The organism is Pseudorhodobacter wandonensis (assembly GCF_001202035.1).
Lineage (GTDB): Bacteria > Pseudomonadota > Alphaproteobacteria > Rhodobacterales > Rhodobacteraceae > Pseudorhodobacter > Pseudorhodobacter wandonensis.
This window is the reverse complement of sequence record NZ_LGHT01000026.1, coordinates 314,352-337,230: the sequence shown is the minus strand read 5'-3', so window position 1 is coordinate 337,230 and position 22,879 is coordinate 314,352. Positions and strand designations below refer to the sequence as shown.

General features: G+C 58.2%; 21 protein-coding genes and 1 tRNA gene. 17 read left to right on the top strand and 5 right to left on the bottom strand.

All coding sequences use genetic code 11. From position 1 onward, the window contains the following. Both istB and AKU79_RS19480 read left to right on the top strand, forming a co-directional pair. The coding region (istB, locus tag AKU79_RS08120; RefSeq protein WP_050523104.1) for an IS21-like element helper ATPase IstB at positions 1 to 539 on the top strand (539 nt) is incomplete at its 5' end. A gap of 652 nt (positions 540 to 1,191) precedes the next feature. Further along, on the top strand, positions 1,192 to 1,347 hold the full coding sequence (locus AKU79_RS19480) for a hypothetical protein (RefSeq protein WP_197087253.1): 156 nt from the start codon (positions 1,192 to 1,194) through the stop codon (positions 1,345 to 1,347). Between the two features lie 561 nt (positions 1,348 to 1,908). On the opposite strand, the gene AKU79_RS08115 is transcribed toward AKU79_RS19480, so the two are convergent. After that, positions 1,909 to 4,206, bottom strand: a complete 2,298-nt coding sequence (locus AKU79_RS08115; protein ID WP_050523066.1) for an AAA family ATPase — start codon at positions 4,204 to 4,206, stop codon at positions 1,909 to 1,911. A 276-nt stretch (positions 4,207 to 4,482) separates the two neighbouring features. On the opposite strand from AKU79_RS08115, the gene AKU79_RS08110 reads away from it, so the two are divergent. Both AKU79_RS08110 and AKU79_RS19230 read left to right on the top strand, forming a co-directional pair. Further along, entirely contained in the window at positions 4,483 to 4,881 is a 399-nt protein-coding gene (locus AKU79_RS08110) for a transcriptional regulator (protein WP_050523065.1), read from the top strand. After that, on the top strand, positions 4,878 to 5,042 hold the full coding sequence (locus tag AKU79_RS19230) for a hypothetical protein (protein WP_156209571.1): 165 nt from the start codon (positions 4,878 to 4,880) through the stop codon (positions 5,040 to 5,042). Before AKU79_RS08110 ends, AKU79_RS19230 begins: the two co-directional genes overlap by 4 nt. Before the next feature lie 172 nt (positions 5,043 to 5,214). On the opposite strand, the gene AKU79_RS18920 is transcribed toward AKU79_RS19230, so the two are convergent. Together AKU79_RS18920 and AKU79_RS08105 are read right to left on the bottom strand one after the other, a co-directional pair. Then, entirely contained in the window at positions 5,215 to 5,445 is a 231-nt protein-coding gene (locus AKU79_RS18920; protein WP_082223964.1) for a helix-turn-helix transcriptional regulator, read from the bottom strand. Between the two features lie 229 nt (positions 5,446 to 5,674). After that, positions 5,675 to 5,764, bottom strand: a tRNA-Ser gene (locus AKU79_RS08105). 480 nt (positions 5,765 to 6,244) lie between these two features. On the opposite strand from AKU79_RS08105, the gene AKU79_RS08100 reads away from it, so the two are divergent. The 4 genes from AKU79_RS08100 to AKU79_RS08085 all read left to right on the top strand — a co-directional run bounded on the left by AKU79_RS08100 (position 6,245) and on the right by AKU79_RS08085 (position 10,879). Beyond that, on the top strand, positions 6,245 to 7,285 hold the full coding sequence (locus AKU79_RS08100) for a TRAP transporter substrate-binding protein (protein WP_050523064.1): 1,041 nt from the start codon (positions 6,245 to 6,247) through the stop codon (positions 7,283 to 7,285). A gap of 6 nt (positions 7,286 to 7,291) precedes the next feature. Continuing rightward, positions 7,292 to 7,864, top strand: a complete 573-nt coding sequence (locus tag AKU79_RS08095) for a TRAP transporter small permease (protein ID WP_050523063.1) — start codon at positions 7,292 to 7,294, stop codon at positions 7,862 to 7,864. After that, positions 7,861 to 9,357, top strand: coding sequence for a TRAP transporter large permease (locus AKU79_RS08090; RefSeq protein ID WP_050523062.1), 1,497 nt, complete (start codon positions 7,861 to 7,863; stop codon positions 9,355 to 9,357). Before AKU79_RS08095 ends, AKU79_RS08090 begins: the two co-directional genes overlap by 4 nt. Positions 9,358 to 9,499: 142 nt before the next feature. After that, positions 9,500 to 10,879: an aminotransferase family protein gene (locus AKU79_RS08085; protein ID WP_050523061.1), complete on the top strand. Its 1,380-nt coding sequence runs from the start codon at positions 9,500 to 9,502 to the stop codon at positions 10,877 to 10,879. Positions 10,880 to 11,029: 150 nt separating this feature from the next. Here the strand turns inward: AKU79_RS08085 and AKU79_RS08080 are convergent, their stop codons facing one another. After that, positions 11,030 to 11,491 (bottom strand): hypothetical protein, encoded by a 462-nt coding sequence (locus AKU79_RS08080; protein WP_156209569.1) that lies wholly within the window; start codon positions 11,489 to 11,491, stop codon positions 11,030 to 11,032. 150 nt (positions 11,492 to 11,641) lie between these two features. Here AKU79_RS08080 and pdxR point away from each other — a divergent pair, with 150 nt between their 5' ends. The 9 genes from pdxR to AKU79_RS08035 all read left to right on the top strand — a co-directional run bounded on the left by pdxR (position 11,642) and on the right by AKU79_RS08035 (position 22,029). Beyond that, positions 11,642 to 13,120, top strand: a complete 1,479-nt coding sequence (gene pdxR / locus AKU79_RS08075) for a MocR-like pyridoxine biosynthesis transcription factor PdxR (RefSeq protein WP_050523059.1) — start codon at positions 11,642 to 11,644, stop codon at positions 13,118 to 13,120. A gap of 86 nt (positions 13,121 to 13,206) precedes the next feature. Then, positions 13,207 to 14,982 (top strand): sulfoacetaldehyde acetyltransferase, encoded by a 1,776-nt coding sequence (xsc, locus tag AKU79_RS08070; RefSeq protein WP_050523058.1) that lies wholly within the window; start codon positions 13,207 to 13,209, stop codon positions 14,980 to 14,982. Further along, positions 14,979 to 15,728 (top strand): sulfite exporter TauE/SafE family protein, encoded by a 750-nt coding sequence (locus AKU79_RS08065; RefSeq protein ID WP_231580123.1) that lies wholly within the window; start codon positions 14,979 to 14,981, stop codon positions 15,726 to 15,728. The genes xsc and AKU79_RS08065 overlap by 4 nt, the downstream gene beginning before the upstream one ends. An 8-nt stretch (positions 15,729 to 15,736) precedes the next feature. Next, entirely contained in the window at positions 15,737 to 16,870 is a 1,134-nt protein-coding gene (locus tag AKU79_RS08060; RefSeq protein ID WP_050523057.1) for an acetate/propionate family kinase, read from the top strand. After that, positions 16,857 to 19,628 carry a molybdopterin oxidoreductase family protein gene (locus AKU79_RS08055; RefSeq protein WP_231580122.1) on the top strand — a complete coding sequence of 924 codons (2,772 nt, stop codon included), beginning with the start codon at positions 16,857 to 16,859 and terminating at the stop codon, positions 19,626 to 19,628. The genes AKU79_RS08060 and AKU79_RS08055 overlap by 14 nt, the downstream gene beginning before the upstream one ends. Further along, positions 19,625 to 20,362: a 4Fe-4S dicluster domain-containing protein gene (locus AKU79_RS08050; protein ID WP_050523056.1), complete on the top strand. Its 738-nt coding sequence runs from the start codon at positions 19,625 to 19,627 to the stop codon at positions 20,360 to 20,362. Before AKU79_RS08055 ends, AKU79_RS08050 begins: the two co-directional genes overlap by 4 nt. Next, entirely contained in the window at positions 20,362 to 21,246 is an 885-nt protein-coding gene (locus tag AKU79_RS08045; protein WP_050523055.1) for a dimethyl sulfoxide reductase anchor subunit family protein, read from the top strand. Before AKU79_RS08050 ends, AKU79_RS08045 begins: the two co-directional genes overlap by 1 nt. Before the next feature lie 61 nt (positions 21,247 to 21,307). Continuing rightward, positions 21,308 to 21,487 (top strand): hypothetical protein, encoded by a 180-nt coding sequence (locus tag AKU79_RS08040; RefSeq protein WP_050523101.1) that lies wholly within the window; start codon positions 21,308 to 21,310, stop codon positions 21,485 to 21,487. Positions 21,488 to 21,546: 59 nt separating this feature from the next. After that, complete coding sequence (locus AKU79_RS08035; RefSeq protein WP_050523054.1) at positions 21,547 to 22,029, top strand: cytochrome b; 483 nt, start codon at positions 21,547 to 21,549, stop codon at positions 22,027 to 22,029. A 46-nt stretch (positions 22,030 to 22,075) separates the two neighbouring features. On the opposite strand, the gene AKU79_RS08030 is transcribed toward AKU79_RS08035, so the two are convergent. After that, positions 22,076 to 22,846, bottom strand: a complete 771-nt coding sequence (locus AKU79_RS08030; protein ID WP_050523053.1) for an alpha/beta fold hydrolase — start codon at positions 22,844 to 22,846, stop codon at positions 22,076 to 22,078. Between the last annotated feature and the right edge of the window lie 33 nt (positions 22,847 to 22,879).

Below are 22,879 nucleotides of genomic sequence, written 5' to 3'. Positions count from 1 at the left end.
TCCGTGAAGCCTTAGTCAGACAACTCCATCGTTGTGAGTTCATGGACGCGGCCGAGAATGTGGTGCTGATCGGAGGTCCGGGAACAGGGAAATCGCATGTTGCAACCGCCCTTGGCATTCAGGCCATCGAGCATCACCGTAAGCGCGTCCGCTTCTTCTCGACGGTTGAACTGGTCAACGCACTGGAGCAGGAAAAGGCCCAAGGCAAGGCCGGGAAGATCGCTGAGGCGCTGGTCAAAACCGACTTGGTGATCCTGGATGAGCTGGGATATCTGCCGTTCAGCGCCTCCGGCGGCGCGTTGCTCTTCCATCTTCTGAGCAAGCTGTATGAACGCACCAGCGTCATCATCACCACCAACCTGAGCTTCAGTGAATGGGCCAGCGTCTTTGGCGATGCCAAAATGACCACAGCACTGCTCGATCGTCTCACACATCGCTGCCACATCCTCGAGACCGGCAATGACAGCTACCGCTTCAAGGCCAGCTCCGAAACAGCGAAGAAAAAGCGAAAGGAGGCAACAGCATTGACGCCATCATAACCAGCAGATCATAACGGCTGGGTGGGTCAGATCTCGATGAAAATGCCGGGTCAGTTCTCAATGACAATCAACATTCTGAATACATGAGAGGGATATCTATAAGTTATTGTTAATAGAGCGCCGAAGACAGCTTGGCCTGAATTTGCTCAGGAAGCCTGTAATTGCTGCTCTATCTGGCTGGTTCGGAAACAAGACCCCCGCCAAACCTTCATGTTTCTTACCAGAAATTTATGTAGAATGCTCAAGACTTCAGGACAATTATTTAAGCATACGGGCGAGAAGGGCAACGGCTGCGCGCCCTTCTCAACGGCGTCGTTTTGGCAGCGTTTGGTGGAGCAGACCTGAAACTCAAAACGGATCTATGCGGAGGTCGACAGGCTAACGTCGCAGCGAATGTGCGCAGCTATCCATAGATGAACACGCAGCCGCCCATGTCACCGCGTGGAGAGCTTGCGTACGAACACGGCGAGGCAACCAAACCAGATCGGCGCATCAAGCCTCCACACCTACGTTCGCAGCGCATGCCCGCGCGCAGTCAAGCCATCAATGCCCGCGCACAGTTACCGTCAGCGGCATCAGCGTCGTTCATATCACACCCAGCGACTCTGCCTGACTCACTGGCGTGACCGCCAGAGCACGTTCTCTCTTCAGAATGACCAACGGTAGCTGTCAGGTCGCCGAGCGCGTGCAGAGCGCGCCCCACGCGCTGCTGTCTGATACGAGCAATTTTGCGCAGCCGATGTTGCTATATAGCAAACCTATCAGTGAGATGGACCATCATACGACGGAGGCCGATTGGTATTTCTAAGTCGACTGTTCGACTGATCCGAAAGATATACCGCTGAGGTTACCAGTCGTGCAAAACGAAAAATGTGCGTTGCAACCGATGCCGGTCTTCTCAGATTTCGATCGGCGTTGAGACAATTTCGTTCTTTTGCATTCCGGATATGAAGTCCATTCAAAGGGCAGAGTTTACAAAAAAGGCCTTTACGCGGAAATCTGTCAACCTAGTTTTCGGTGAAAGTGCGTTTCGACCAATGAATTAAGGGGATTTGTGCAGCGGCGCGTTTACAGAGTGTCAACTTTGCAGCTTGAAGCGCAACAAGATTTAGGCGTTTTGCACATTCAACGTTGACAGAAAGGAGGCTGATGTTGACAGAATGAGGCTCCGATGTTGACAAAAGCGATCTGGCGCAACATGCAATCTGCCTTTTACACGAAGGGCGGACTTTCGCTACGACAGCGATGAATGTCCGTTCTGTGGGCACCAGCTGCAAGGCAACTTCCGTCTAACCTTTCGAGCGGTGAAATGGGAGTAACTGACAGGCCGTGCAACGATGAAATCGGCGGTCGCCGTCAGCCCCGGTGTTTAGCGACAGAGCTTCTTCAGCCGTTTAAAGTGGTTTGCATCGACTTTCTCAATCGTGTGAAAGAGCGAGGCCGCCGCTCCTCTCGTTTCCTCCAGCGTCATGGTAGAGAAGGACACCAAGTCGTCAATGTTGTCAGAGTGAGATTCGACTTGGGCGAGCCGTTCTAGGGCGGTCAGATGCTCCCGGTCAAGTTCGGGGTAGTCGGCGCACAGCGTATCGAGCTGTCCGGGCAGCCCGCCGCCGCCTGGACACTTAAAGGCTAGGAACACGTCGAGCACCCGTCGGATCACGTTAGGCATCATGTAACCATGGTCGTCGTAAGCGTCAGGGTGCTCCACGAACCTTAGCACGTGGCTGAAGAGGAAGTGGTATTCGGAATCGTATTCGCGGAGCAACTTCGACATCTCGATGATCGTCGAGGACCGACGGGGCTGCCCTTCCGGGATCGTTACGTCGATGAAGAGGAACGTCGCCGTCGGCTTTTTGCCGTCCGAGGGACGGGCCTTGCCTTTCCAAGCCTTCCTGAACTCATTCATGCATTGGAGGTTGTGGGTGAGGATGAATACCTGCGCAGCCTTTTCGAGGCGGCTCCTCACGAGGGAACACGCGAAATTCAGCGCCTTCGTGTCTAGGCTCGACACTGGATCATCGACGACCACGATAAGGTCCTTCACTTTCCGGTTGTCTGCCTCAATGGACGACAAAAAGTAGCATATCGCTATTGCAGTCTTTTCGCCTTCGCTCGGGATGCCGGTGATCGGCGTTCCGTGCCGTTGGAGTTCGTAGCCGTCATCGATGGGATTGATCGTGAGCTCGGCATGCCCGAGATAAGCCGCGATCAGCTTATTGATTACCCCTGCAGCGGGTCCATGTGTCCTTATCTGCTGGCGGAGCTCGTCCGCCCTCTTCTGCAACACCGTAGCATTCTTGACCGCGACATTCAGCTTGAAGGTGGCCTCATCAAAATCCTTTGCCGACTTCGCGTATTCTTCGCGGCCGTCGACGATGAAGTGTCGTCGTATCGATGTCTCGGCGTTTCCTTTGCGCTTTGTGAAATCTGAGACCGCTTGGTTGTGAGCCGTTATGACCTCGTTGACGGTCGCTATGCCAGCGGCAAGTCGCTCAGCCGTGGCGATCACATCGGCCTCCGCTGCGACGTCCTTCATCTCGGCGGGCGTCGCTGGACTCTCTCGCTTTGCTGAGAGGACGGTCTGCAACGAGCCCAGTTGCAACGCGAGCAGCCGCACGTCCTTCGACACATCTTCCCGAACAGCGCTGAAACCGGCCCGCAGCTCCACTGCCAGTTGGTCTAGGGCGGGTATTTGAGTGCCAACTTGAGTCGACGAAACGATGAGACCACTCAGTCGCTCGGCAGTCTTGTTGAGACGTGTGATGAATTGATCGACTCTTTCGTCAAGGGCGGCGGCGAGTAGCGTGCGGCGCTCGGCCGAGATTGCGTTACCGCAGAAGAGGCAGTCGGTGATCGCGTGAGCCTCGTGGTACTCATGCCCGTGCTTCAGCCAAAGCAGTATGTCGGGATATTGCTGCACCTCGTCGAGCGCCACGGTCGCTAGCGACTGGCCGCAGACGTCGACGATGAAACGATAAGCCCTCTCAATGGCCGCATTGTCGAACGACACCGTCTCGAGGCTCTCCATCGGCTCATCAAGCCTACACATTTCCTCGGCCGCTTTCAGTTCGTTGTCCGTGAGTGCTGGCCGATCATCATCCTTCCAGGCGTCGTAGTCCCTGGCGAGGGCTGGTGCCTCGTACTTGCGGTTGCCAAGGTGGAGGCGGGATGCAACTGATTTCGCGCGCTCTCTCTTGTAGTTGGCGAACGTTTTCTCCGCGGCTTTTTCCGCAACGGATGCAACTTCCTTTTTTGCAGCCGCTTGGATAATGCTCTCCTCAACCTTCGTCAGCTCGTTCGCAGCTTCAGCCTGACCCGCGCCGATGTAGAACACAGGGTTCGCGCGCTTTGCGTCCCATTGCAGGTTCATTTCAATGTAGTCCGAATTGAAGACAAGCAGCCGCCGTTCGAGACCGACGGGTTTGCGCGGGCACCCGAATGCAGAGCCATCGCCCAGCTCTACCTCGAATGACCCGCCTGTCGGAAGCTTGGTGTGCGGCTTGCCTGCCTCCAGGCTCGCAAAAAGGCGCGACAAAGTGCTCTTCCCCGAACCATTGAAACCATATACGAGGTTGTATCGGCGGAACTGGAGATGGGGCGAGCCCGCGCCGCGATCAGCGTATATCCCCATCCCCTCCAGCAATTTGATATTTTTTATGATCTCCATCGCTGCAGATCATGTTACAGCTTGCTCGTTGTCAACTTCAAATTTCGCAGATCCGACGTAGGGATGGCGCATACCTCTCTGATCAAGATTAGAATGTAGTTGCGCGCCCTGGAGGGTTTGTTTCAAAAAACATTTGAGGCAGCCCGAGGCACCCCCATCAGAGACACAACCCCTTCTAGGACTTCGACCTTTTGTCAAAGTCCCTTCGTCCCTCCACGTGCGTCAGTCACTTTGCGATCTATAAGATTGATATAAAGAAACAAAGTGAGAGCACCAATGAAACACCCACACGCAAATACCGCAGCTACACTCTTCATCAACGCGCGCGTTGACGCCATCAGCCATCGCAAATCGCAGCAAGAAATGGCACAAGAGGCCGGCTTCAAGAACTCGAACATGATCACGCAACTCAAGCAGGGCTCTACCAAACTCGCACTGGACCGTGTTCCAGGCTTAGCAAAGGCGCTTGAGGTTGATCCGGCCCTTCTGATGCGGCTTACGCTGGAGCAGTCGGTCGGCACAACAGCAGCAGCGGCGTTGATCACCTGCTTCGGCTCACCAGTGACCGCAAACGAACAAGGCTGGCTCCAAGAGCTGCGTGATGCGTCCGACGGCAGCGACCCTCGATTGACAGGCCGAGCACGAACCACCTTGCGCGGGGTCTTCGGCAAATGACCGACACCCCCTTCACCACGCCGCGGCACATGGTCTCTGACTGGGAGCACCTGACCGAAAATGAGAAAGGCTGGATCGAGTTCATTCGTATCGTCGCAAACGGTCACGATCCACGCATCAACCTTGAGCGCGTACAGGCGTTGAGGGAGGCTCTAGAGTAGCGGTGGAGTTGGTAGACGAGGATGTGTGGCGGCTGGTCCCGCAGGGGCTGTGTACAGGGCGGTACAGCCATTCCCCCTCGGAAGGGCTTGCTGCGCAAATGGCAAAAGGCGATTCAAGCCTCTGACGCCACTTGCAAAGCTTTGTGTGTGTTCGGTGCGCAATCTCGAATAGCTAACAGGCAATCTGGAAGTCGTAGCAATCGACGAAGCAAGCTTGTAGCGTGCTTTCATGCGCTTCGATGTCCGAGAGCCGCCAGCGTGTGGAGCCTTTACTCAATCTATAAGCTTTTGGAAACTTATCGTTTCTGCACCAGCGCCAAATAGTTGCTTCGGACATCCCGAAGCGAAGCGCCACTTGTGCGACGCTTAAGTAGGTGGAAACCGTTTGTACTGTTTGTGTCATGCTACACCATCAAAACTGGCTGTCCGAGAAGTTCGGTAACCTTGTGCTTACTTATAGTGCCTTGAGTGTCGGCTGTCGTACTGAAGACACAGATTTATTTGGCAAACTGCCAAGAACCGAGGAGTAGAATGGAATCGCGGAGGTGCAGTTTCTTGATGATGGTATTGATGATGGGAGCAGGATCTTCTGTCGTTTATCTCTATAAAAAACAACAGCTTAGAGGGTGTATTGGCGGAGGCGGTGGGATTCGAACCCACGGTACGGTTCCCCGTACGCTCAGTTAGCAACCGAGTGCTTTCGGCCTCTCAGCCACGCCTCCAACATCCCCCATTTAGCAACGCTGGCGGATGCGGGCAAGGGTGAAAACACGGGGCGAGCGGGAAAACTCGGTGTGCATTGTGGCTGCAACGCAAGAGCACGCCCAACAGCACATAGCGCTGGCTGTGGGCGGTCCGCTTGGTAGTTTCAGGCTGCGATGGGGTGGCCGCATGTTATTCGGGCCCTGATCTGCGGCCAATGCTCTGAGGGGCGATCAAATTTTGTCAGCGGTCCTTGTCGGCAAGGCTATCGGTTGTCCATTGGCCGAACAGCAAAAAGCAGCCAAGTGCGGCCTTTGGGCTGTGGCCGTAGTGGGCCGATTAGGGGCCGGGTGCACGATTGAAACATTGGCGGTTTCCAACATGAAAGCGACGCAAACCTGCTGTGTTCGCAACGGCGGTCGGTTAAGTTTAGGGGCTATTTAAAAACCTGAAATCATGGCATTAGGCGCTACGGGTTGGGCTGCCTTTGGGGGGATAGGATGACGAATCGTAGAACTGTTCTGGCGGCAATGGGTGGTGCGTTTGCTGCAGTGATGGCTACGGGCGCCCTTGCCCAAGAGGTGACGCTGAGGCTGCACCAGTTTTTGCCTGCGCAAGCCAATGTGCCAAAGCTGATTCTGGATGTATGGGCCGATAATATCGAAAAAGACAGCGGCGGGCGGATCAGGATTGACCGCTTTCCTTCGATGCAGCTGGGCGGCACCCCACCCGAGCTGATTGACCAGGCAATTGACGGTGTGGCCGATGTGATATGGACTGTTGTCGGCTATACGCCGGGGCGCTTTCCATCGACCGAGGTGTTGGAACTGCCGTTTATGGTGACCGATGCCTGCGCCGCGTCCTATGCCTATTGGAAGCTGTTTGACGCGCATATGAAAGACACCGAATTCAAAGACGTGCATGTGCTGGGCACTTGGGTACACGGGCCGGGCGTGATCCACACTGCCGATCCGGTCGAAACACCTGCCGATTTGCAAGGGATGAAAATTCGCGGCGCCTCGCGCATGGTGAACCTGCTGTTGGAAAAGCTCGGGGCCGAGCCGGTGGGCATGCCTGTGCCCGCAATTCCCGAGGCGCTGTCGAAAGGCGTGATCGACGGTGCCACCATCCCTTGGGAGGTGACAGGTTCGTTGAAAGTGCCGGAATTGGTGCATAACCACACCGAGTTTGCAGGTGCTGCGCTTTATAACATCACATTCGTTTTGGCGATGAACAAAGCAGTGTATGATGGGCTGCCGGATGACTTGAAAACGGTAATCGACAGTAATTCAGGGCTGGAATTCTCGGCTTGGGCGGGCGGCGTGCAAGCGGATGCCGACGCACCTGCGCGTCAAGTTGCGGTAGATATGGGCAACCGGATCGTAACCATTTCCAAGGCCGATGCCGAAGCAAATTGGTTGCCGCTTGTCGCGCCGATTTATGCAGATTGGGTGGCGGATATGCAGACCAAAGGCATTGACGGTCAGGCGCTGATTGATGAGGCGCGGGCGTTGATGGCCGAATACGCAGCCGCCCACTAACTTGGTATGTATCGGTTTTTCCTTGTTTTATCTAAGGTGTTTGCCTATTTGGGCGGGCTGATGCTGACAGGTTTGATTGTGATGACCTGCGCTTCGATCCTAGGACGCAAGGCGAATGAACTGATGCATATGATGCAGGCCAAAGGCATTTTGGCCGAACCTGCGCAGTGGTTTTTGGACGCGGGTGTTGGTGTGATCAAAGGCGATTATGAGCTTATAGAAGCCGGTATCGCCTTTGCTATTTTTGCCTTTCTGCCGCTGTGCCAGATGACGGGCGGGCATGCCTCGGTTGGTATTTTCACCGATAGGCTGCCTGCACGGTTCAATCTGGTTTTACGTGCGTTGATTGAGGTGATCTTTGCCGCGGTGTTGGTTGTGATCGCGGTCCAGCTTGCCTCAGGCATGTTCAGCAAGCTGCATACCGGGCAGACGACGTTTTTGCTGCAATTTCCGCTTTGGTGGGCCTATGCATTGTCGTTGACTGCGGCTGCAGTGGCGGCTGTCGTTGGCGTCTTTATGGCGGGGCTGCGGGTGGCCGAGGCAGTTCAGGGCCGCGCAATGATCGGGGCTGAACAGTGAGCGATCTGGCGATCGGCCTGTGGTCCTTTCCCGCATTGCTGGGGCTGATCTTTTTGCGCGTGCCAATTGGGCTGGCGATGTTTCTGGCCGGATTTGTCGGGCTGTCGCTGGTTGGCGGCGGGCCGAGTATGCCGCTCGCGCGGCTGAAATCAGAAAGCTACACCACTTTTTCCAGCTATTCGCTTTCCATTGTGCCGATGTTTCTGTTGATGGGGCAATTGGCCACCCTTGGCGGCATGTCACAGGCACTGTTCAAAGCGGCTGAAAGCTGGCTGGGCCATCGGCGCGGTGGTGTGGCGATGGCGGCAGTTGGCGCTTGCGCGGGGTTTGGTGCGATTTGCGGCTCTTCGCTGGCCACAGCCGCCACGATGGGGCGCGTGGCCTTGCCAGAACTGCGGGCGCATGGCTATGCCGGCGGGTTATCAACGGCTGTTTTGGCGGCAGGTGGGACGTTAGGCATCCTTATTCCGCCTTCGATCGTCTTGGTAATCTTCGCGATTCTGACCGAACAAAACATCGCCAAACTGTTTCTCGCCGCCTTTGTTCCGGGCCTGTTGGCGGCGCTGGGTTATGTGCTGGTCATCTCTATCTACGTCCGGGTTTATCCTGCCGCAGCGGGGGTAGGGCCACGTTTGGGCTATGCCGCGCGGTGGAAGGCTCTGCTGGATGTTTGGCCGGTTTTGCTGGTGTTTACCGCAGTGGTTGGCGGAATATATGGGGGTATCTTTACCCCGACAGAAGGCGCCGCCGTTGGCGCATTTGGCACAGCGTTAATCGCGTGGCGCACAGGTGGGCTGACGCGCGCGACGCTGGCCGAGAGCTTTTTTGCCACTGCGAAATCCACCGCAATGATCTTTTTCATCGTTTTGGGTGCAGCGTTCTACAACGGCTTTCTGGCATTGACCCAAGTGCCGCAAGAAGCCGCGATCTGGGTGGTTGAGCAAGGGTTTAACCCTTGGTTGGTGTTGACCCTGATCTTGGTGTTTTACTTACTGCTCGGCTGTGTGATGGACAGCCTGTCGATGATTCTGCTGACCATCCCGATTTTCTGGCCAGTGGTGCAAGGCCTTGATTTCGCGTTCGTTTCTATGGCTGACTTGCATGCCGCCCGCGCGTTGGAGGCACTGGCCAAGGGCATTGATCTGGCACCAGAAATGTTGAAATCGGTGCAGGCCACGCTGGCGCAGGGCGCCGAGCTGTCGCGCGATCAGGTCTCTGCGCTGGGTTTGCGCGGGGTGAATGCGGGTGCGCTGGCACGGATCAACGCCGAGCAAGTGGCGATCTGGTTTGGTATTTTGGTGCTGATCGTGGTCGAAGTGGGATTGATAACGCCGCCGGTAGGAATGAACCTTTTTATCATCAATACGATGGACCGCGATACACCCGTGGCCGAAACCTATAAGGCAGTGTTGTTTTTTGTGGCATCCGATTTGGTGCGCGTTGCGGTTCTGGTGGCATTTCCGGCGATTACACTGTTTTTGATCGGCTGGTAGGGCCAGTAAAACTGGCTCTAAATCTACACCTAAACTGGCCCTACGCGGGGGCTTGGCAAAGCACGATGATTGGGATCAGAATACTTGATCAATCTCTGCTGGGTGGCAGTAGGCCTGCCCGCTTTTCGCATAAGGTGTAACTATGGAAACCATGACCCGTGGCAATGATATGTCGGGCGTAATCGAGGCCGATCGCGCCCATATGTGGCATCATCTGGTGCAGCATAAGCCATTTGAAACCAACGACCCGCGCATCATCGTCGAGGGTAAGGGCCTGCGGGTTTGGGATGCCAAAGGCAAAGAATATATCGACGCCGTTTCGGGTGGCGTGTGGACGGTGAACGTGGGCTACGGCCGCGAGAGCATCGCCAAAGCGATGTATGAACAAGTGCTCAAGATGAACTTTTATGGCGGTGCGACAGGCACCGTGCCAAGCGCGCTTTTTGCCGAACGGCTGATTGAAAAGATGCCGGGGATGAGCCGCGTCTATTATGCGTCGTCCGGATCCGAGGCGAATGAGAAGGCGTTCAAAATGATCCGCCAAATCTCGGCGCGTCATCATGGTGGTAAGAAATATAAGATCCTGTACCGTAACCGTGATTACCATGGTTCGACCTTGGCAACCATGTCAGCGGGCGGGCAGGTTGAGCGTAACGCCCAGTATGGCCCCTTTGCGCCTGGGTTTGTCGAGGTGCCGCATTGCTTGGAATATCGCAAGCAGTGGGATGTGGAAAACTATGGCGAGCTGGCGGCAAATGCGATTGAAGAGGTAATTTTGCGCGAAGGGCCCGATACGGTGGGGGGGCTGTGCCTTGAGCCGATGACTGCGGGTGGGGGCGTCATTGTCCCACCGGCGGGGTATTGGGAGCGGGTACAAGAGATCTGCAAGAAATACAACATTCTGCTGCATATTGATGAGGTCGTCTGCGGCATGGGGCGTACGGGAACATGGTTTGGCTATCAGAACTTCGGGATCAAGCCGGACTTCGTAACCTTGGCGAAAGGTGTGGCCTCGGGTTATGCGGCGATTTCTTGCATGGTCACGACCGAGGCGGTTTTTGACCAGTTCAAGGACGACCCAAACGATCATATGAGCTATTTCCGCGATATTTCGACCTTTGGCGGCTGTACTGCCGGGCCAGCGGCGGCCTTGGAAAACCTGCGGATTTTGGAAGATGAAGACCTGTTGGGCAACACGCTGCGGATGGAAAAGCGTCTGATGGGCAACCTTCAAAACCTGATGGACAAGCACCGTGTGATTGGTGATGTGCGGGGCAAGGGGCTGTTTTGCGGGGCCGAGCTGGTTGCTGATCGCGACACGAAAGAGCCGGCCGAGGAAAAGCGGATCGCGGCGGTGGTTGCCGATTGTGCCGCGCAGGGGGTCATCATCGGGATGACCGCGCGGAGCCTGCCGGGGCTGAACAATACGCTGTGTATGGCGCCGGCTTTGATTGCGACGGCTGACGATATTGATGCGATCACGGATGCGATTGACAAGGCCCTGACGCGCGAGTTTTCCTAACCCAAAATCTGCCCCGAAAGGGGCGGGCAAACAGAAAGCAAGCCCGAATGTCCGCGTGCGGTCATTCGGGCTTGTTATTGAAATAAAACGGTTTTCTCTTTTCCGTTAACCAAATTTTAACCCGCGTTTGCGCGGGCTTTGCGGCGCCAGTTAAGCGCGCAATTCGGGTGAAAAGGCCGCGATCCGCCGGCTTGAGACACCGCGGCCAGAAATCATGCCCAGCCCCGACATTTTCGCAAGGATGGTCCAGTAATCTTCGACCTTGGCGCGTGTCTGCGCTTCGGGTGCGGTGGCGTTTTGCGGCAATGAGGGCAAGAACAGACTGTCATCGATATGGCCCACGCGCTCGGACACCGAAGGTGGCAGCGTGCTGTCACTGCCAAGACGATCGATAAAGACCATCGCCAGTCGCCCGCGCAGATGGGCGATGCTGGGCAGGGCGGTGATGCGGTCATAGACCTCTTGTACGGCGCTGCTATCACCTGTCACCATCAGGGTCGGCCCAGGGTGCAGGCTGTCTACCATTACGCCGACCGATGAAAACGCATTTGTTCCGTCGATCAGGGTTAGGGGTTGAATGGCTTTGTGCATGCTGTCCTCAGAGTTATCCATGTACTGGTTAGCAAATGCGATGAGGCAAGAAAAACGAATATGAAATGATGATAAGGCAAGAAATATTTATGTATGGCGCGGCGCGGGGGCTTGACGGCCCAGAGGAAAGCTGGCGCTATAGGTCCAGTTTGTCGGTTATATGAGGCCAGAATGGCGATCCCCCCCGAGGCATTCTTTTTACACGGCAATTTGCAGGGCACGTTGCAGCAACGCATCCGGCAATTGGTCGCCGAGGGAATCGTGGCGGGGCGGTTTCGGGCCGGTGACAAGATGCCATCAAGTCGGGGTTTAGCGGCGCATCTGGGGCTCAGCCGGATTACGGTCACGCTGGCCTATGCCGATCTTGTTGCGTCGGACTATCTGACATCGCAGGGCAGGTCGGGCTATTATGTGTCAGAGAACGCGCCGGTGCAGCCCGAGTTTGAAAAGGGGCCGCGCGCACCGGTGGATGCCTTGGATTATGGCGCCCTGACGGGGCGGCGGTTTTCAAAGGCCGAGCACCTGAAGCGGCCCGAAGACTGGGCCAAGTTTCGCTATCCGTTCATTTATGGCCAAGCCGATGCCAGCCTGTTTGACCACCAAAACTGGCGGCAATGTGCCTTGCGGGCGCTGGGCAAGCGCGACTTTGAGGCGCTGACCTCGGATTACTATGACCGCGATGACCCGATGCTGATCGAGTATATCTTGCGCAATATTTTGCCCCGACGCGGCATCGAGGCGAGCGGCAGTGAGGTGTTGCTGACGATGGGGGCGCAGAATGCGCTGTGGTTGGCGGGGCAGGTGCTGACGCGGCCGGGGGTGCGGGTGGTGCTGGAAAACCCCTGTTATCCCAGCATGCGGGGCATTCTGGCGCAAACCGGTGCGGCGATTGACTGGGTGGATGTGGATGCCGATGGCCTGCCGCCCGAGGCGCTGCCGCAAGGGGTTAACGTGGTGTTTACCACGGCCAGCCACCATTGCCCGACCAACGCGACGATGCCGATGGCGCGGCGGCGTGCCTTGCTGGATGCGGCCTCGGCGCAGGACTTTGTGATTGTCGAGGATGATTACGAGTTCGAGATGTCGTTTCTAAAGGCGGTGTCGCCTGCGCTAAAGTCGATGGACCGAGAGGGGCGGGTGATCTATGTCGGCTCGTTTTCCAAGTCGATTTTTCCGGGGTTGCGGTTGGGATATATCGTGGCGCCAGAGGGGTTTATCCGCGAGGCGCGGGCCTTGCGGGCGCTGACCCTGCGCCACCCGCCGGGGCACATTCAGCGCACGGCGGCCTATTTTTTGTCGCTTGGGCATTATGATGCTTTGGTCAACCGCATGAAGCAGGCGTTCAAGCGGCGGCGGCAAGCAATGTCTGAGGCGATTGAGGCGACAGGTTTGCAGGTTGCGGGGCAAGGCGGGGTTGGTGGGTCCAGTTTCTGGATGCGCACGCCCGAGGGGGTGGATACCGAGGTTCTGGCGCAAGAGCTGCACGGGCAAGGCGTGTTGATTGAACCGGGGCGGGTGTTTTTTGACCCCGAGCGCGCGCCGCGCAATTACTATCGTTTGGCCTATTCGACCATTCCGGTGGGGCGGATTGCCGAAGGGGTGGGGTTGATTGCTGCAGAAATTGCCAAATCTGGACTTAAGCAGGTGTAGGAACTGGCCCTATTCCGGTTGTGGCCTGCAAGCGTATTCTTGCGCCAACGCGGCGCATGTGCTGCCCCTGCAACGGAGATTCCATTATGAAGATGACCACCGAAGAAGCGTTTGTCAAAGTTTTGCAAATGCATGGGATCGAAGATGCTTTTGGCATTATCGGATCGGCGATGATGCCGATTTCCGACTTGTTTCCGCAGGCGGGGATTAACTTTTGGGATTGCGCGCATGAATATACCGCCGGCATGATGGCCGACGGTTATGCGCGTGCGACTGGCAAGATGAGCATGATGGTGGCGCAGAATGGCCCCGGCATCACCAACTTTGTGACGCCGGTAAAGACGGCCTATTGGAACCACACGCCGTTGTTGTTGGTTACACCGCAGGCCGCGAACAAGACGATCGGGATGGGCGGCTTTCAGGAAGTCGAGCAGATGGCGCTGTTCAAGGATATGGTTGCCTATCAGGAAGAAGTGCGCGACCCGAGCCGGATTGCCGAGGTGCTGAACCGTGTGATCCTGAAGGCCAAGCGGGCGTCGGCGCCGGCGCAGATCAACATTCCGCGCGATTTCTGGACGCAGGTGATTGATATTGATCTGCCGCGCGTGGTGGAGTTTGAGCGCCCTGCAGGCGGCGAGGATGCGATTGCGCGGGCGGCCGAGCTGTTGTCCAAGGCCAAGTTTCCGGTGATTTTGAACGGCGCGGGTGTGGTGTTGGCGGGCGCAATCCCTGCGTCGATGGCGCTGGCGGAGCGTCTGGATGCGCCGGTGTGCTGTGGCTATCAGCATAACGACGCGTTTCCGGGCAGCCATCCGCTGTTTGCGGGGCCGCTGGGGTATAACGGGTCCAAGGCGGGGATGGAGCTGATCTCGCGCGCGGATGTTGTTTTGGCGCTGGGCACGCGGTTGAACCCGTTTTCGACGCTGCCGGGTTACGGGATTGATTACTGGCCCAAAGGGGCGGCAATTATTCAGGTTGATCTGAACCCCGACCGCATTGGCCTGACCAAGCCGGTGACGGTAGGGATTGTCGGCGATGCCAAGAAGGTTGCCACGGCGATTTTGGGCAAGCTGTCGGCAACTGCCGGTGATGCAGGGCGTGCAGACCGCAAAGCTGCGATTGCCCAGACCAAATCGGCATGGATGCAGCAGCTTTCCAGCATGGACCACGAAGAAGACGATGTGGGCACCACCTGGAATGAGCGTGCGCGGGCGGCAAAACCTGATTGGCTTTCCCCGCGTATGGCGTGGCGGGCGATTCAGTCGGCGCTGCCCAAGGATGCGATTATTTCCAGTGATATTGGCAATAACTGCGCAATCGGCAACGCCTATCCTACCTTTGAGGAAGGCCGGAAATACCTTGCGCCGGGGCTGTTTGGCCCTTGCGGCTATGGCTTTCCGGCGATCATGGGTGCGAAAATCGGGCGGCCGGATGTGCCGGTGGTGGGCTTTGCCGGTGACGGCGCGTTCGGCATTTCGATGAACGATATGACAGCGATCGGGCGCGACGAATGGCCCGCGATGACGATGGTTATCTTCCGCAACTATCAGTGGGGCGCGGAAAAGCGCAACACGACGCTGTGGTATTCCGACAACTTTGTCGGCACCGAGCTGGACCAGAAGGTATCTTATGCTGGCATCGCGCAGGCCTGCGGGTTGCAAGGTGTTGTGGTGCGCACGATGGAGGAATTGACTGCCGCCCTGCACAAGGCAATGGCCGATCAAAAAGCCGGAAAAACCACCTTCATCGAGGCGATGATCAACCAGGAACTGGGCGAGCCCTTCCGCCGCGACGCGATGAAAGCGCCGGTGGCGGTGGCCGGAATTTCCAAGGATGATATGCGCCGGCAGCCGATGGCGTGATAACCCTTCCGTTTGATCTGAGCGGGCCGGGGGCCGCCTATATGGCGGTGGTTCTGTTCGGGGCCGCGTTTGTGCGTGGCTATAGCGGGTTCGGGCTGTCGGCCCTTGTGATAGCGGGGGCGGCCTTGGTGACCGACCCGCTGCATTTCGTGCCGGTGGTGCTGATGGCCGATGTTGTGCTGACCTTGGCGCAGGCGCGGGGCATCTGGCCGCATGTCGATTGGCGGCGGGTGGTGACAATGTTTGCAGGCGCGCTGGTGGGTGTGCCTGCGGGGTTGACGGTGCTGGCCGCTATTGGTGCAGATGGCACGCGACTGGCGATTTCGCTGTTCATTCTGGTGATGTGTGCCTTGCTGTGGTGGGGCTGGGCGCTTCGGCGGCCGGTTGGAACGGGCGGGCATGTTGGCGCGGGGTTGGTTTCGGGCTTTGCCAATGCCGCGGGGGTTGGCGGCTTGCCGGTTGCCGCGTTCTTTGCCGCGCAGAATCTGCCCGCGGCGGCCTTTCGCGCCACGCTGATCGTTTACTTTACAGTGATGGATTTGTGGACATTGCCCCTGATGGGCAGCCACGGGATTATCACCAAAGACAGTTTTATCGCTGTGGCCTATGGTATGCCGTTGTTTTTGCTGGGTATCCATCTGGGTGGACGGCATTTTCTGGCGACCCAACCGCAAGAGTTCCGCCGCTTTGCCATTGTTCTTTTGGCGGTTCTGGCCATTTTGGGGCTGCTGAAGGCTGTGATTTAGGGGGGCGAATGCGCAAGTTTTTGGTGGTGAATGCGGGGTCATCCTCGGTCAAATTTGCGGTTTTTGCGGATGGCGCCGAGCTGGCTGCGGGGGCCGTTTCGGAAATTGGCGGCGCGGCGCAGCTAAGTGTTAATGGGCAAAAGCAGGTGGTTGCAGCCCCTGATCACCGTGCCGCCGTTGCCGCATGCCTGAAGGTTTTGGCGCAGGCGGGGCATGACCTGCCCAGCCTGACCGCCGCCGCGCATCGCGTGGTGCATGGGGGCGCCGCCTTTGTGGCGCCTTGCCGGATTGATGCGGCGGTTCTGGCGGGGATAGAGGGCTGTGTGCCGCTGGCGCCTTTGCACAATCCGGCCAATCTGGCAGCCATTCGGGCCTTGGCAGATCTGGCCCCCGACCTGCCGCAATTTGCCAGTTTCGATACGGCCTTTCACGCAGGCCAGCCAGAGGTTGCCGCCCGCTATGCCGTGCCGGATGCGGTGCAGGCCTTGGGCATCCGGCGATACGGGTTTCACGGGATTTCCTTTGCCAGTCTGACGCGGGCGATTGCGGCCAAGGGCGCTTTGCCGCGCCGCCTGCTAGCGCTGCATCTGGGCAATGGCGCGTCGCTATGTGCCATTCTGGACGGCAAGTCGGTGGCAACCACGATGGGCTATTCGCCCTTGGAAGGGCTGACGATGGGCACGCGGTCGGGCGGGATTGATGGCAATGCCGTGCTGCGCTTGGCCGAGGTGCACGGAATTGAAGGCGCGGGCCGGATTTTGAACAAGCAAAGCGGTTTGCTGGGCCTTGGCGGGGCATCGGATATGCGCGCGCTGCAGTTGGCCGGCACGCCCGAGGCCCGCTTTGCCCGCGCCCATTTTGCCTATTGGGCGGTGCGCCATGCAGGCAGCATGATTGCGGCCATGGGGGGGATTGATGCACTGGCTTTCACCGGCGGCATCGGTGAAAATGACGCAGAGATGCGGGGGGAGATTATGGCGGGTTTGGGCTTTGTCGGGCTGGCTGCAGATGCGGCGGCGAATGCTGCTGGCGCGGAAAAAATACATGATATCAAGTCTTTGGTTTCGGCATGGGTGATACCTGCGGCCGAGGAAGCATGGATTGCAGCCGAGGCGCTGGCTGTTATGGATGGGACTGTTTGATATGGCGCAGCCAAAGATTGATACATCGCCAAAAGTCTCGGATGAGGTGCGCCAGACCACTTGCTATATGTGTGCCTGTCGCTGCGGGATCAATGTGCATCTGAAGTCGGGCAAGGTTTCCTATATTGAGGGCAACCGTGCGCATCCGGTGAATAAGGGCGTGCTATGTGCCAAAGGTGCCAGCGGCATCCGGCAGGTAAATGCGCCATCGCGGTTGCGGGCGCCGTTGCGGCGGGTCGGGCCGCGCGGGTCGGGCGCGTTTGAGGAGATTTCGTGGGACGAGGCGCTGGGGCTGGCCGTTGAGTGGCTGGGGCCATTGCGCGACACGGCGCCCGAGAAGCTGGCGTTTTTCACAGGGCGCGACCAAAGCCAGAGTTTGACCAGCTTTTGGGCGCAGAACTATGGCACGCCGAACTATGCCGCGCATGGCGGCTTTTGTTCGGTGAACATGGCGGCGGGCGGGATTTACACTGTCGGCGGCGCGTTTTGGGAATTTGGCCAGCCCGATTGGGAACGCACAAAGATGTTTGTGCTGTTTGGTGTGGCCGAGGACCATGACAGCAACCCTATCAAGATGGGGTTGGGGCGGCTAAAGGCGCGGGGCGCCAAAGTGGTGGGGGTGAACCCTATCCGCAGCGGATATAACGCCGTTGCCGATGACTGGTTCGGGGTGACGCCCGGTGCGGATGGTTTGCTGATATTGTCGTTGATCCATTGTTTGCTGGCAGCGGGTAAGGTTGATCTCGATTACCTTGCGCGGTTCACCAATGCGCCCTTGTTGGTGCGGTCGGATGAGGGCGCGGAAAAGGGTTTGTTCTTGCGCGATGCTGATGGCAAGGCGCTGGTCATGTCGGGCGGGGCCTTGGTGCCGTTTGATCGGGCCGGTGTGCGGCCTGATTTGGGGGCCGTGTATGAAGGCCACCGCACGGTGTTTCAGCACATGGCGGAACGCTATTTGTCACCCGACTATGCGCCCGAGGCTGTGGCCGCGCGAGTGGGGATTGATGCGTCGCGCATTCGCGCATTGGCGGCCGATCTGGCGCGGGTGGCCTTTGACGAGGCGATTGAGATTGCCCAGCCTTGGGTGGATTTTCGGGGTGATCGCCATGACAAAATGATCGGGCGGCCGGTGTCTTTCCACGCGATGCGGGGGATTTCTGCGCATTCCAACGGGTTTCAGACCGCGCGCGCGCTGCATCTGTTGCAGGTGGTTTTGGGCACGGTGGAAACGCCCGGCGGCTATCGGTTCAAGCCGCCATACCCCAAACCCGCCGAGGCGCATCCCGCGCCGCATTGCAAGGTGACACCGGGCAAGCCGCTGGACGGGCCGCATCTGGGCTATCCGCGCGGGCCCGAGCATTTGTGCCTTGATGCCAGTGGCAACCCTGCGCGGATTGATAAGGCGTTTTCATGGGAAAACCCGCTGTCGGCGCATGGCGTGATGCATATGGTCATCGCCAATGCGCATGCGGGCGACCCGTATAAGATCGACACGTTGTTTTTATATATGGCCAATATGGCGTGGAATTCGTCGATGAATACGGCCCAAGTGATGGAGATGCTGACCGATAAAGGCGAGGATGGCGAATATGTCATTCCGCGTATCATCTATTCCGATGCTTATGCCAGCGAGATGGTGGCCTATGCCGATCTGATCTTGCCCGATACGACCTATCTGGAACGCCATGATTGTATCAGCCTTTTGGACCGGCCTATCAGTGAACCGGATGCGGCGGGGGATAGTATCCGCTGGCCGGTGATTGAGCCGGACCGAGATGTAAGGGGCTTTCAATCGGTGCTGATCGATCTTGGCGCAAGGTTGGGCCTGCCGGGGTTTGTGACACCCGAGGGCGCGCCTTTGTACCGCGATTACGGCGATTACATCACCAACCACCAGCGCCGCCCCGGTGTTGGGCCTTTGATGGGCTTTCGCGGCGATGGCAGTGAGGAGGGGCGGGGCGCGCCGAACCCTGACCAGTTGCAACGCTATATCGACAATGGCGCGTTTTATCAGGCGCATGTGCCTGAGGGGGCTGATTTTTATAAACCGTGGAATAAGGCCTATCAGGATTGGGCGGTGAAAATCGGGCTCTATGATGCGCCGCAACCCTATCTGTTTTCGATTTATTCCGAGCCGATGCGCAAATTCCAGCTGGCCGCCGAAGGGTTCGGCACCCGCCAACCGCCCGAGGCTGCGCGTGCGCGGCTGAAACAGGCGATGGACCCGCTGCCCGTTTGGTACGCGCCCTTTGGCGATGATGCGGCCAGCTATCCGGTGCATGCGCTGACGCAGCGGCCTATGGCGATGTACCATTCCTGGGGGTCGCAAAACGCGTGGTTGCGGCAGATCCACGGCTATAACCCGCTGTATGTGCCGACTAAGATTTGGCAGGCGAACGGGTTTGCCGAGGGCGATTGGGCAAAGGTGACCTCGCCCAACGGCGAAATTGTGGTGCCAGTGGCCCATATGGCTGCGCTGAACGAACACACGGTTTGGACGTGGAATGCGATTGGCAAACGCAAAGGGACGTGGGGGCTGGACCCGGACGCGCCCGAGGCGACCAAGGGGTTTTTGTTGAACCATCTGATTTCAGAGCTGCTGCCCGCCAAAGGCGATGGCATGCGCTGGAGCAATTCGGACCCTGTGACGGGCCAAGCTGCGTGGTTTGACCTGCGCGTGCGGATTGAAAAGGTAGACGCGCCAACGCAGGCGCAGCCGGTCTTTCCGGCGCTGGATTTGAAAGGGGTGCAGGTATGACATGCCTTCCGGGACATACCGAGAAAAAGCTGGGGCTGGCGATTGACCTTGATACCTGCGTCGGCTGCCATGCCTGTGTGACGGCTTGTAAGGGCTGGAACGATCAGGGCTATGGCGTGCCTTTGACCGATCAGGATGCTTACGGCGCGGACCCTTCGGGCGTGTTTTTGAACCGCGTGCATTCCTATCAGGTGCAGCCTGAAACGGGTGCGGCGCAGGTGATAAACTTTCCACGTTCCTGCCTGCATTGCGAGGATGCGCCTTGTGTCACCGTTTGCCCAACGGGGGCGAGCTATAAGCGGGTTGAGGATGGCATCGTTCTGGTGAACGAGAGCGATTGCATCGGCTGCGGGCTGTGCGCCTGGGCCTGCCCCTATGGCGCGCGCGAGATGGATGCCGAGGCGGGCGTGATGAAGAAATGCACGCTGTGTGTTGACCGGATTTACAACGAAAACCTGCCCGAGGAGGACCGCGAGCCTGCCTGTGTGCGCACCTGCCCGACCGGCGCGCGGCATTTTGGTGATTTTGCCGACCCTGACAGCAAGGTCAGCCAGCTGGCAGCCAAGCGTGGCGGGTTTGATTTGATGCCGGATATGGGCACCAAACCGACCAATAAATACCTGGCCCCGCGCCCCAAGGACCGGCGCAATGAGGCGTCCCTGTTGGCGCCGCTTTTGGATATTGAGGCCACGGGCTTTGCCGGCTGGCTTGACCGCGTTTTGGGGAAGATCTGATGCATCCGGCACCGTCTGTTATTATATTCTCGGTCCTGTCGGGCCTCGGGTTTGGCTTTATGGCGTTTATGGCGCTGGGGTTTTTGCCGCTGACAGGTATGTGGGCGTTTTGGGCATGGGGTGTGGGATATGCCTTGGCGGTGGGGGGGCTGATTGCATCGACCACGCATCTGGGCAACCCGCAGCGCGCGCTGAAAGCGTTTAGCCAGTGGCGCAGCAGTTGGCTCTCGCGCGAAGGTTGGGCGGCCGTGCTGGCGTTGTTTGCGCTGGCGCCGATTGCGCTGGGCGATTGGCTGGGCTTTGGCGTGCCGTTTGTCTGGCGCGGGTTGGCGGCGGCTTTGGCGCTGATAACCGTGTTCTGCACAGCGATGATTTACACGCAAATCAAGGCGGTTCCGCGGTGGCACCATTGGTTGACGCCGGTGATGTTTATGGCGTTTGCGCTGGCTGGTGGGGCGCTGCTGGCGATGCAGGCCGCGCTGGCCTTTGTGTTGCTGCTGGCGTTGGCGGTGGTGATGTTGGTGCTGTTTTACACTGGCGACCGGCAGTTCGCGCGGGCGGGACAGACGATGGGCACAGCCACCGGTCTTGGCCTGCGGGGTGAGGTTTCGGTGTTTGAGCAACCGCATACCGGCGGGAACTACCTGCTGCGCGAGATGATCTTTGTCGTCGCGCGCAAACATGCGCAAAAGCTGCGGGTGATTGCGGTGCTGTTTGCGGCTGTGTTGCCTGCGCTGATGGCGGCGGTGGGTGGTCTTGGCCTGATGCTGGCGGCGGTGCCAGTGCATCTGGTTGGCGCGTTCGCCGCGCGCTGGTTGTTTTTTGCCGAGGCCGAGCATGTTGTCGGGCTGTATTACGGCAAACGCCAGGGCGTTTTGCGTTAGATCAAAGCGGGGGTGGGCGCCATATTCTAGTCTATGCATGTAAAGATGTATGGAGGCCGAAATGACCCGCTTGATGATGATTCTGTTTTCGATGATTTCCACCACGCTGATGGGGGTCGGCATGGTTGTGGCGCTTGTGCTGGGCTATGATACGCTGAACCCGCTTCTGGTGGCGATTGCGATCGGTTTTGTCGCCTCGATCCCGGCAAGCTGGTTCGTGGCCAAACAAATTACAGGGTAAAACGACGGAAATGCGCCGCTGCGGCGTTAATGATTTGAACCAACTTGTGAGAGTTTGCGATGCGCCCTTATTCCAAGACCCAGATTATCCTGCATTGGGCTGTGGCCCTGTTAATCGTCGCGCAATTTGTGCTGCATGATGGCATTGCGGCGGCGTGGCGTGCGTTTCGACGCGGGCAAGAGGTGGCGTTTGACCCGCTGGTTGCGGCGCATGTCTTTGGCGGGATTGCGATTTTGGCGCTGGTGGCGTGGCGGTTGGCTATCCGCGCGCGGCAAGGGGCGGTTGCGCCTGTGGCAGGGACAAGCCCGCTGATGGCCAAGGCAATGCATTTGGGGCATTTGGCGCTGTATGCAGCGGTGGCATTGGCCGGTGTTTCGGGGCTGGCGGCGTGGTTTGGCGAGGTAGAGCTTGCGGGCGAGCTGCATGAAACGCTGAAGCCGGTTATTCTGGTGCTGGTTGGCGGCCATGTTGCGGCGGCGCTGTATCACCAGTTTTACCTGAAAGACGGGCTGATGCAGCGGATGTCTTTGCGGCAACGGTGATTGGGCGCCTGGGGGTTAGTTTAGGGCTTTCGCAGGTGGGAATGGTTTAGCGGGCCAGAAATATCCGCATCGTTTCTTCGAACTCGCGCGGCTTTTCGGCGTGGAGCCAGTGGCCTGCGCCCGGTAGTTTGGCAAAGCGGGCGACCGGAAATTGTGCGCGGATCGCGGCGCGGTATTCGGGTTTGACATAGGTGCTTTCGGCCCCCGACAAAAACAGCGTCGGTTTGTCGAATATGCCTTTGGTTCCGGGCCAGCCCACGATTTTCGGCATTTCAGCCTCAAGCACATCAAGGTTCAGGCGCCACTGGGGTGGGTTTGCTTTCAGGTCCAGCGATTGCAGGAAAAAGGCCCGCAATGCCGGGTCATCCATCAGTTTTGCCAGCCGTTTTTCGGCATCGGAGCGCGCGGTCAGGCCGGTTAGATCGAGTGCGCGCATGGCGTGAATATGGCGGCTTTGATCGTGTGAATAGGCGACAGGCGCAATGTCAGCCACGATCAAACGATCGACTTTTTCAGGGTGGGTCAGCGCCAGTTGCATCGCCGCTTTGCCGCCCATCGAATGGCCGACAACATCCATTTGCCCGCCATTGGCCGCGATCACCTCGGCCAGATCTGCGGCCATGTCGGGGTAGGACTGGCTGGCGAATCGCGGGCTTTCGCCGTGGTTACGCATATCGACGGCAAGCACATCGCGGTCGGCCGACATGCGCCGCGCGATTACGCCCCAATTTCGGGCAGAGCCGAACAAACCGTGCACAATCAGCAAAGGCGGCAAGGAAGCGGGGTTTTCGGCGGGATATGAAACACTGTTCAGCATGGCCAAGGCTTATCGCAAGTGGCGCGGCAGTTC

What these genes read in the sequence shown, in the direction of transcription:
- AKU79_RS08030 (WP_050523053.1), bottom strand. Translation starts at nt 22,846, where the DNA reads ATGCTGAACAGTGTTTCATATCCCGCCGAAAACCCCGCTTCCTTGCCG.
- pdxR (WP_050523059.1), top strand. Translation starts at nt 11,642, where the DNA reads ATGGCGATCCCCCCCGAGGCATTCTTTTTACACGGCAATTTGCAGGGC.
- AKU79_RS19480 (WP_197087253.1), top strand. Translation starts at nt 1,192, where the DNA reads ATGACCAACGGTAGCTGTCAGGTCGCCGAGCGCGTGCAGAGCGCGCCC.
- AKU79_RS08080 (WP_156209569.1), bottom strand. Translation starts at nt 11,491, where the DNA reads ATGGATAACTCTGAGGACAGCATGCACAAAGCCATTCAACCCCTAACC.
- AKU79_RS18920 (WP_082223964.1), bottom strand. Translation starts at nt 5,445, where the DNA reads ATGACACAAACAGTACAAACGGTTTCCACCTACTTAAGCGTCGCACAA.
- AKU79_RS08110 (WP_050523065.1), top strand. Translation starts at nt 4,483, where the DNA reads ATGAAACACCCACACGCAAATACCGCAGCTACACTCTTCATCAACGCG.
- AKU79_RS08035 (WP_050523054.1), top strand. Translation starts at nt 21,547, where the DNA reads ATGCGCCCTTATTCCAAGACCCAGATTATCCTGCATTGGGCTGTGGCC.
- AKU79_RS08115 (WP_050523066.1), bottom strand. Translation starts at nt 4,206, where the DNA reads ATGGAGATCATAAAAAATATCAAATTGCTGGAGGGGATGGGGATATAC.
- AKU79_RS08045 (WP_050523055.1), top strand. Translation starts at nt 20,362, where the DNA reads ATGCATCCGGCACCGTCTGTTATTATATTCTCGGTCCTGTCGGGCCTC.
- AKU79_RS08095 (WP_050523063.1), top strand. Translation starts at nt 7,292, where the DNA reads ATGTATCGGTTTTTCCTTGTTTTATCTAAGGTGTTTGCCTATTTGGGC.
- AKU79_RS08040 (WP_050523101.1), top strand. Translation starts at nt 21,308, where the DNA reads ATGACCCGCTTGATGATGATTCTGTTTTCGATGATTTCCACCACGCTG.
- AKU79_RS08060 (WP_050523057.1), top strand. Translation starts at nt 15,737, where the DNA reads ATGCGCAAGTTTTTGGTGGTGAATGCGGGGTCATCCTCGGTCAAATTT.
- AKU79_RS08085 (WP_050523061.1), top strand. Translation starts at nt 9,500, where the DNA reads ATGGAAACCATGACCCGTGGCAATGATATGTCGGGCGTAATCGAGGCC.
- AKU79_RS08055 (WP_231580122.1), top strand. Translation starts at nt 16,857, where the DNA reads ATGGGACTGTTTGATATGGCGCAGCCAAAGATTGATACATCGCCAAAA.
- AKU79_RS08050 (WP_050523056.1), top strand. Translation starts at nt 19,625, where the DNA reads ATGACATGCCTTCCGGGACATACCGAGAAAAAGCTGGGGCTGGCGATT.
- xsc (WP_050523058.1), top strand. Translation starts at nt 13,207, where the DNA reads ATGAAGATGACCACCGAAGAAGCGTTTGTCAAAGTTTTGCAAATGCAT.
- AKU79_RS19230 (WP_156209571.1), top strand. Translation starts at nt 4,878, where the DNA reads ATGACCGACACCCCCTTCACCACGCCGCGGCACATGGTCTCTGACTGG.
- AKU79_RS08100 (WP_050523064.1), top strand. Translation starts at nt 6,245, where the DNA reads ATGACGAATCGTAGAACTGTTCTGGCGGCAATGGGTGGTGCGTTTGCT.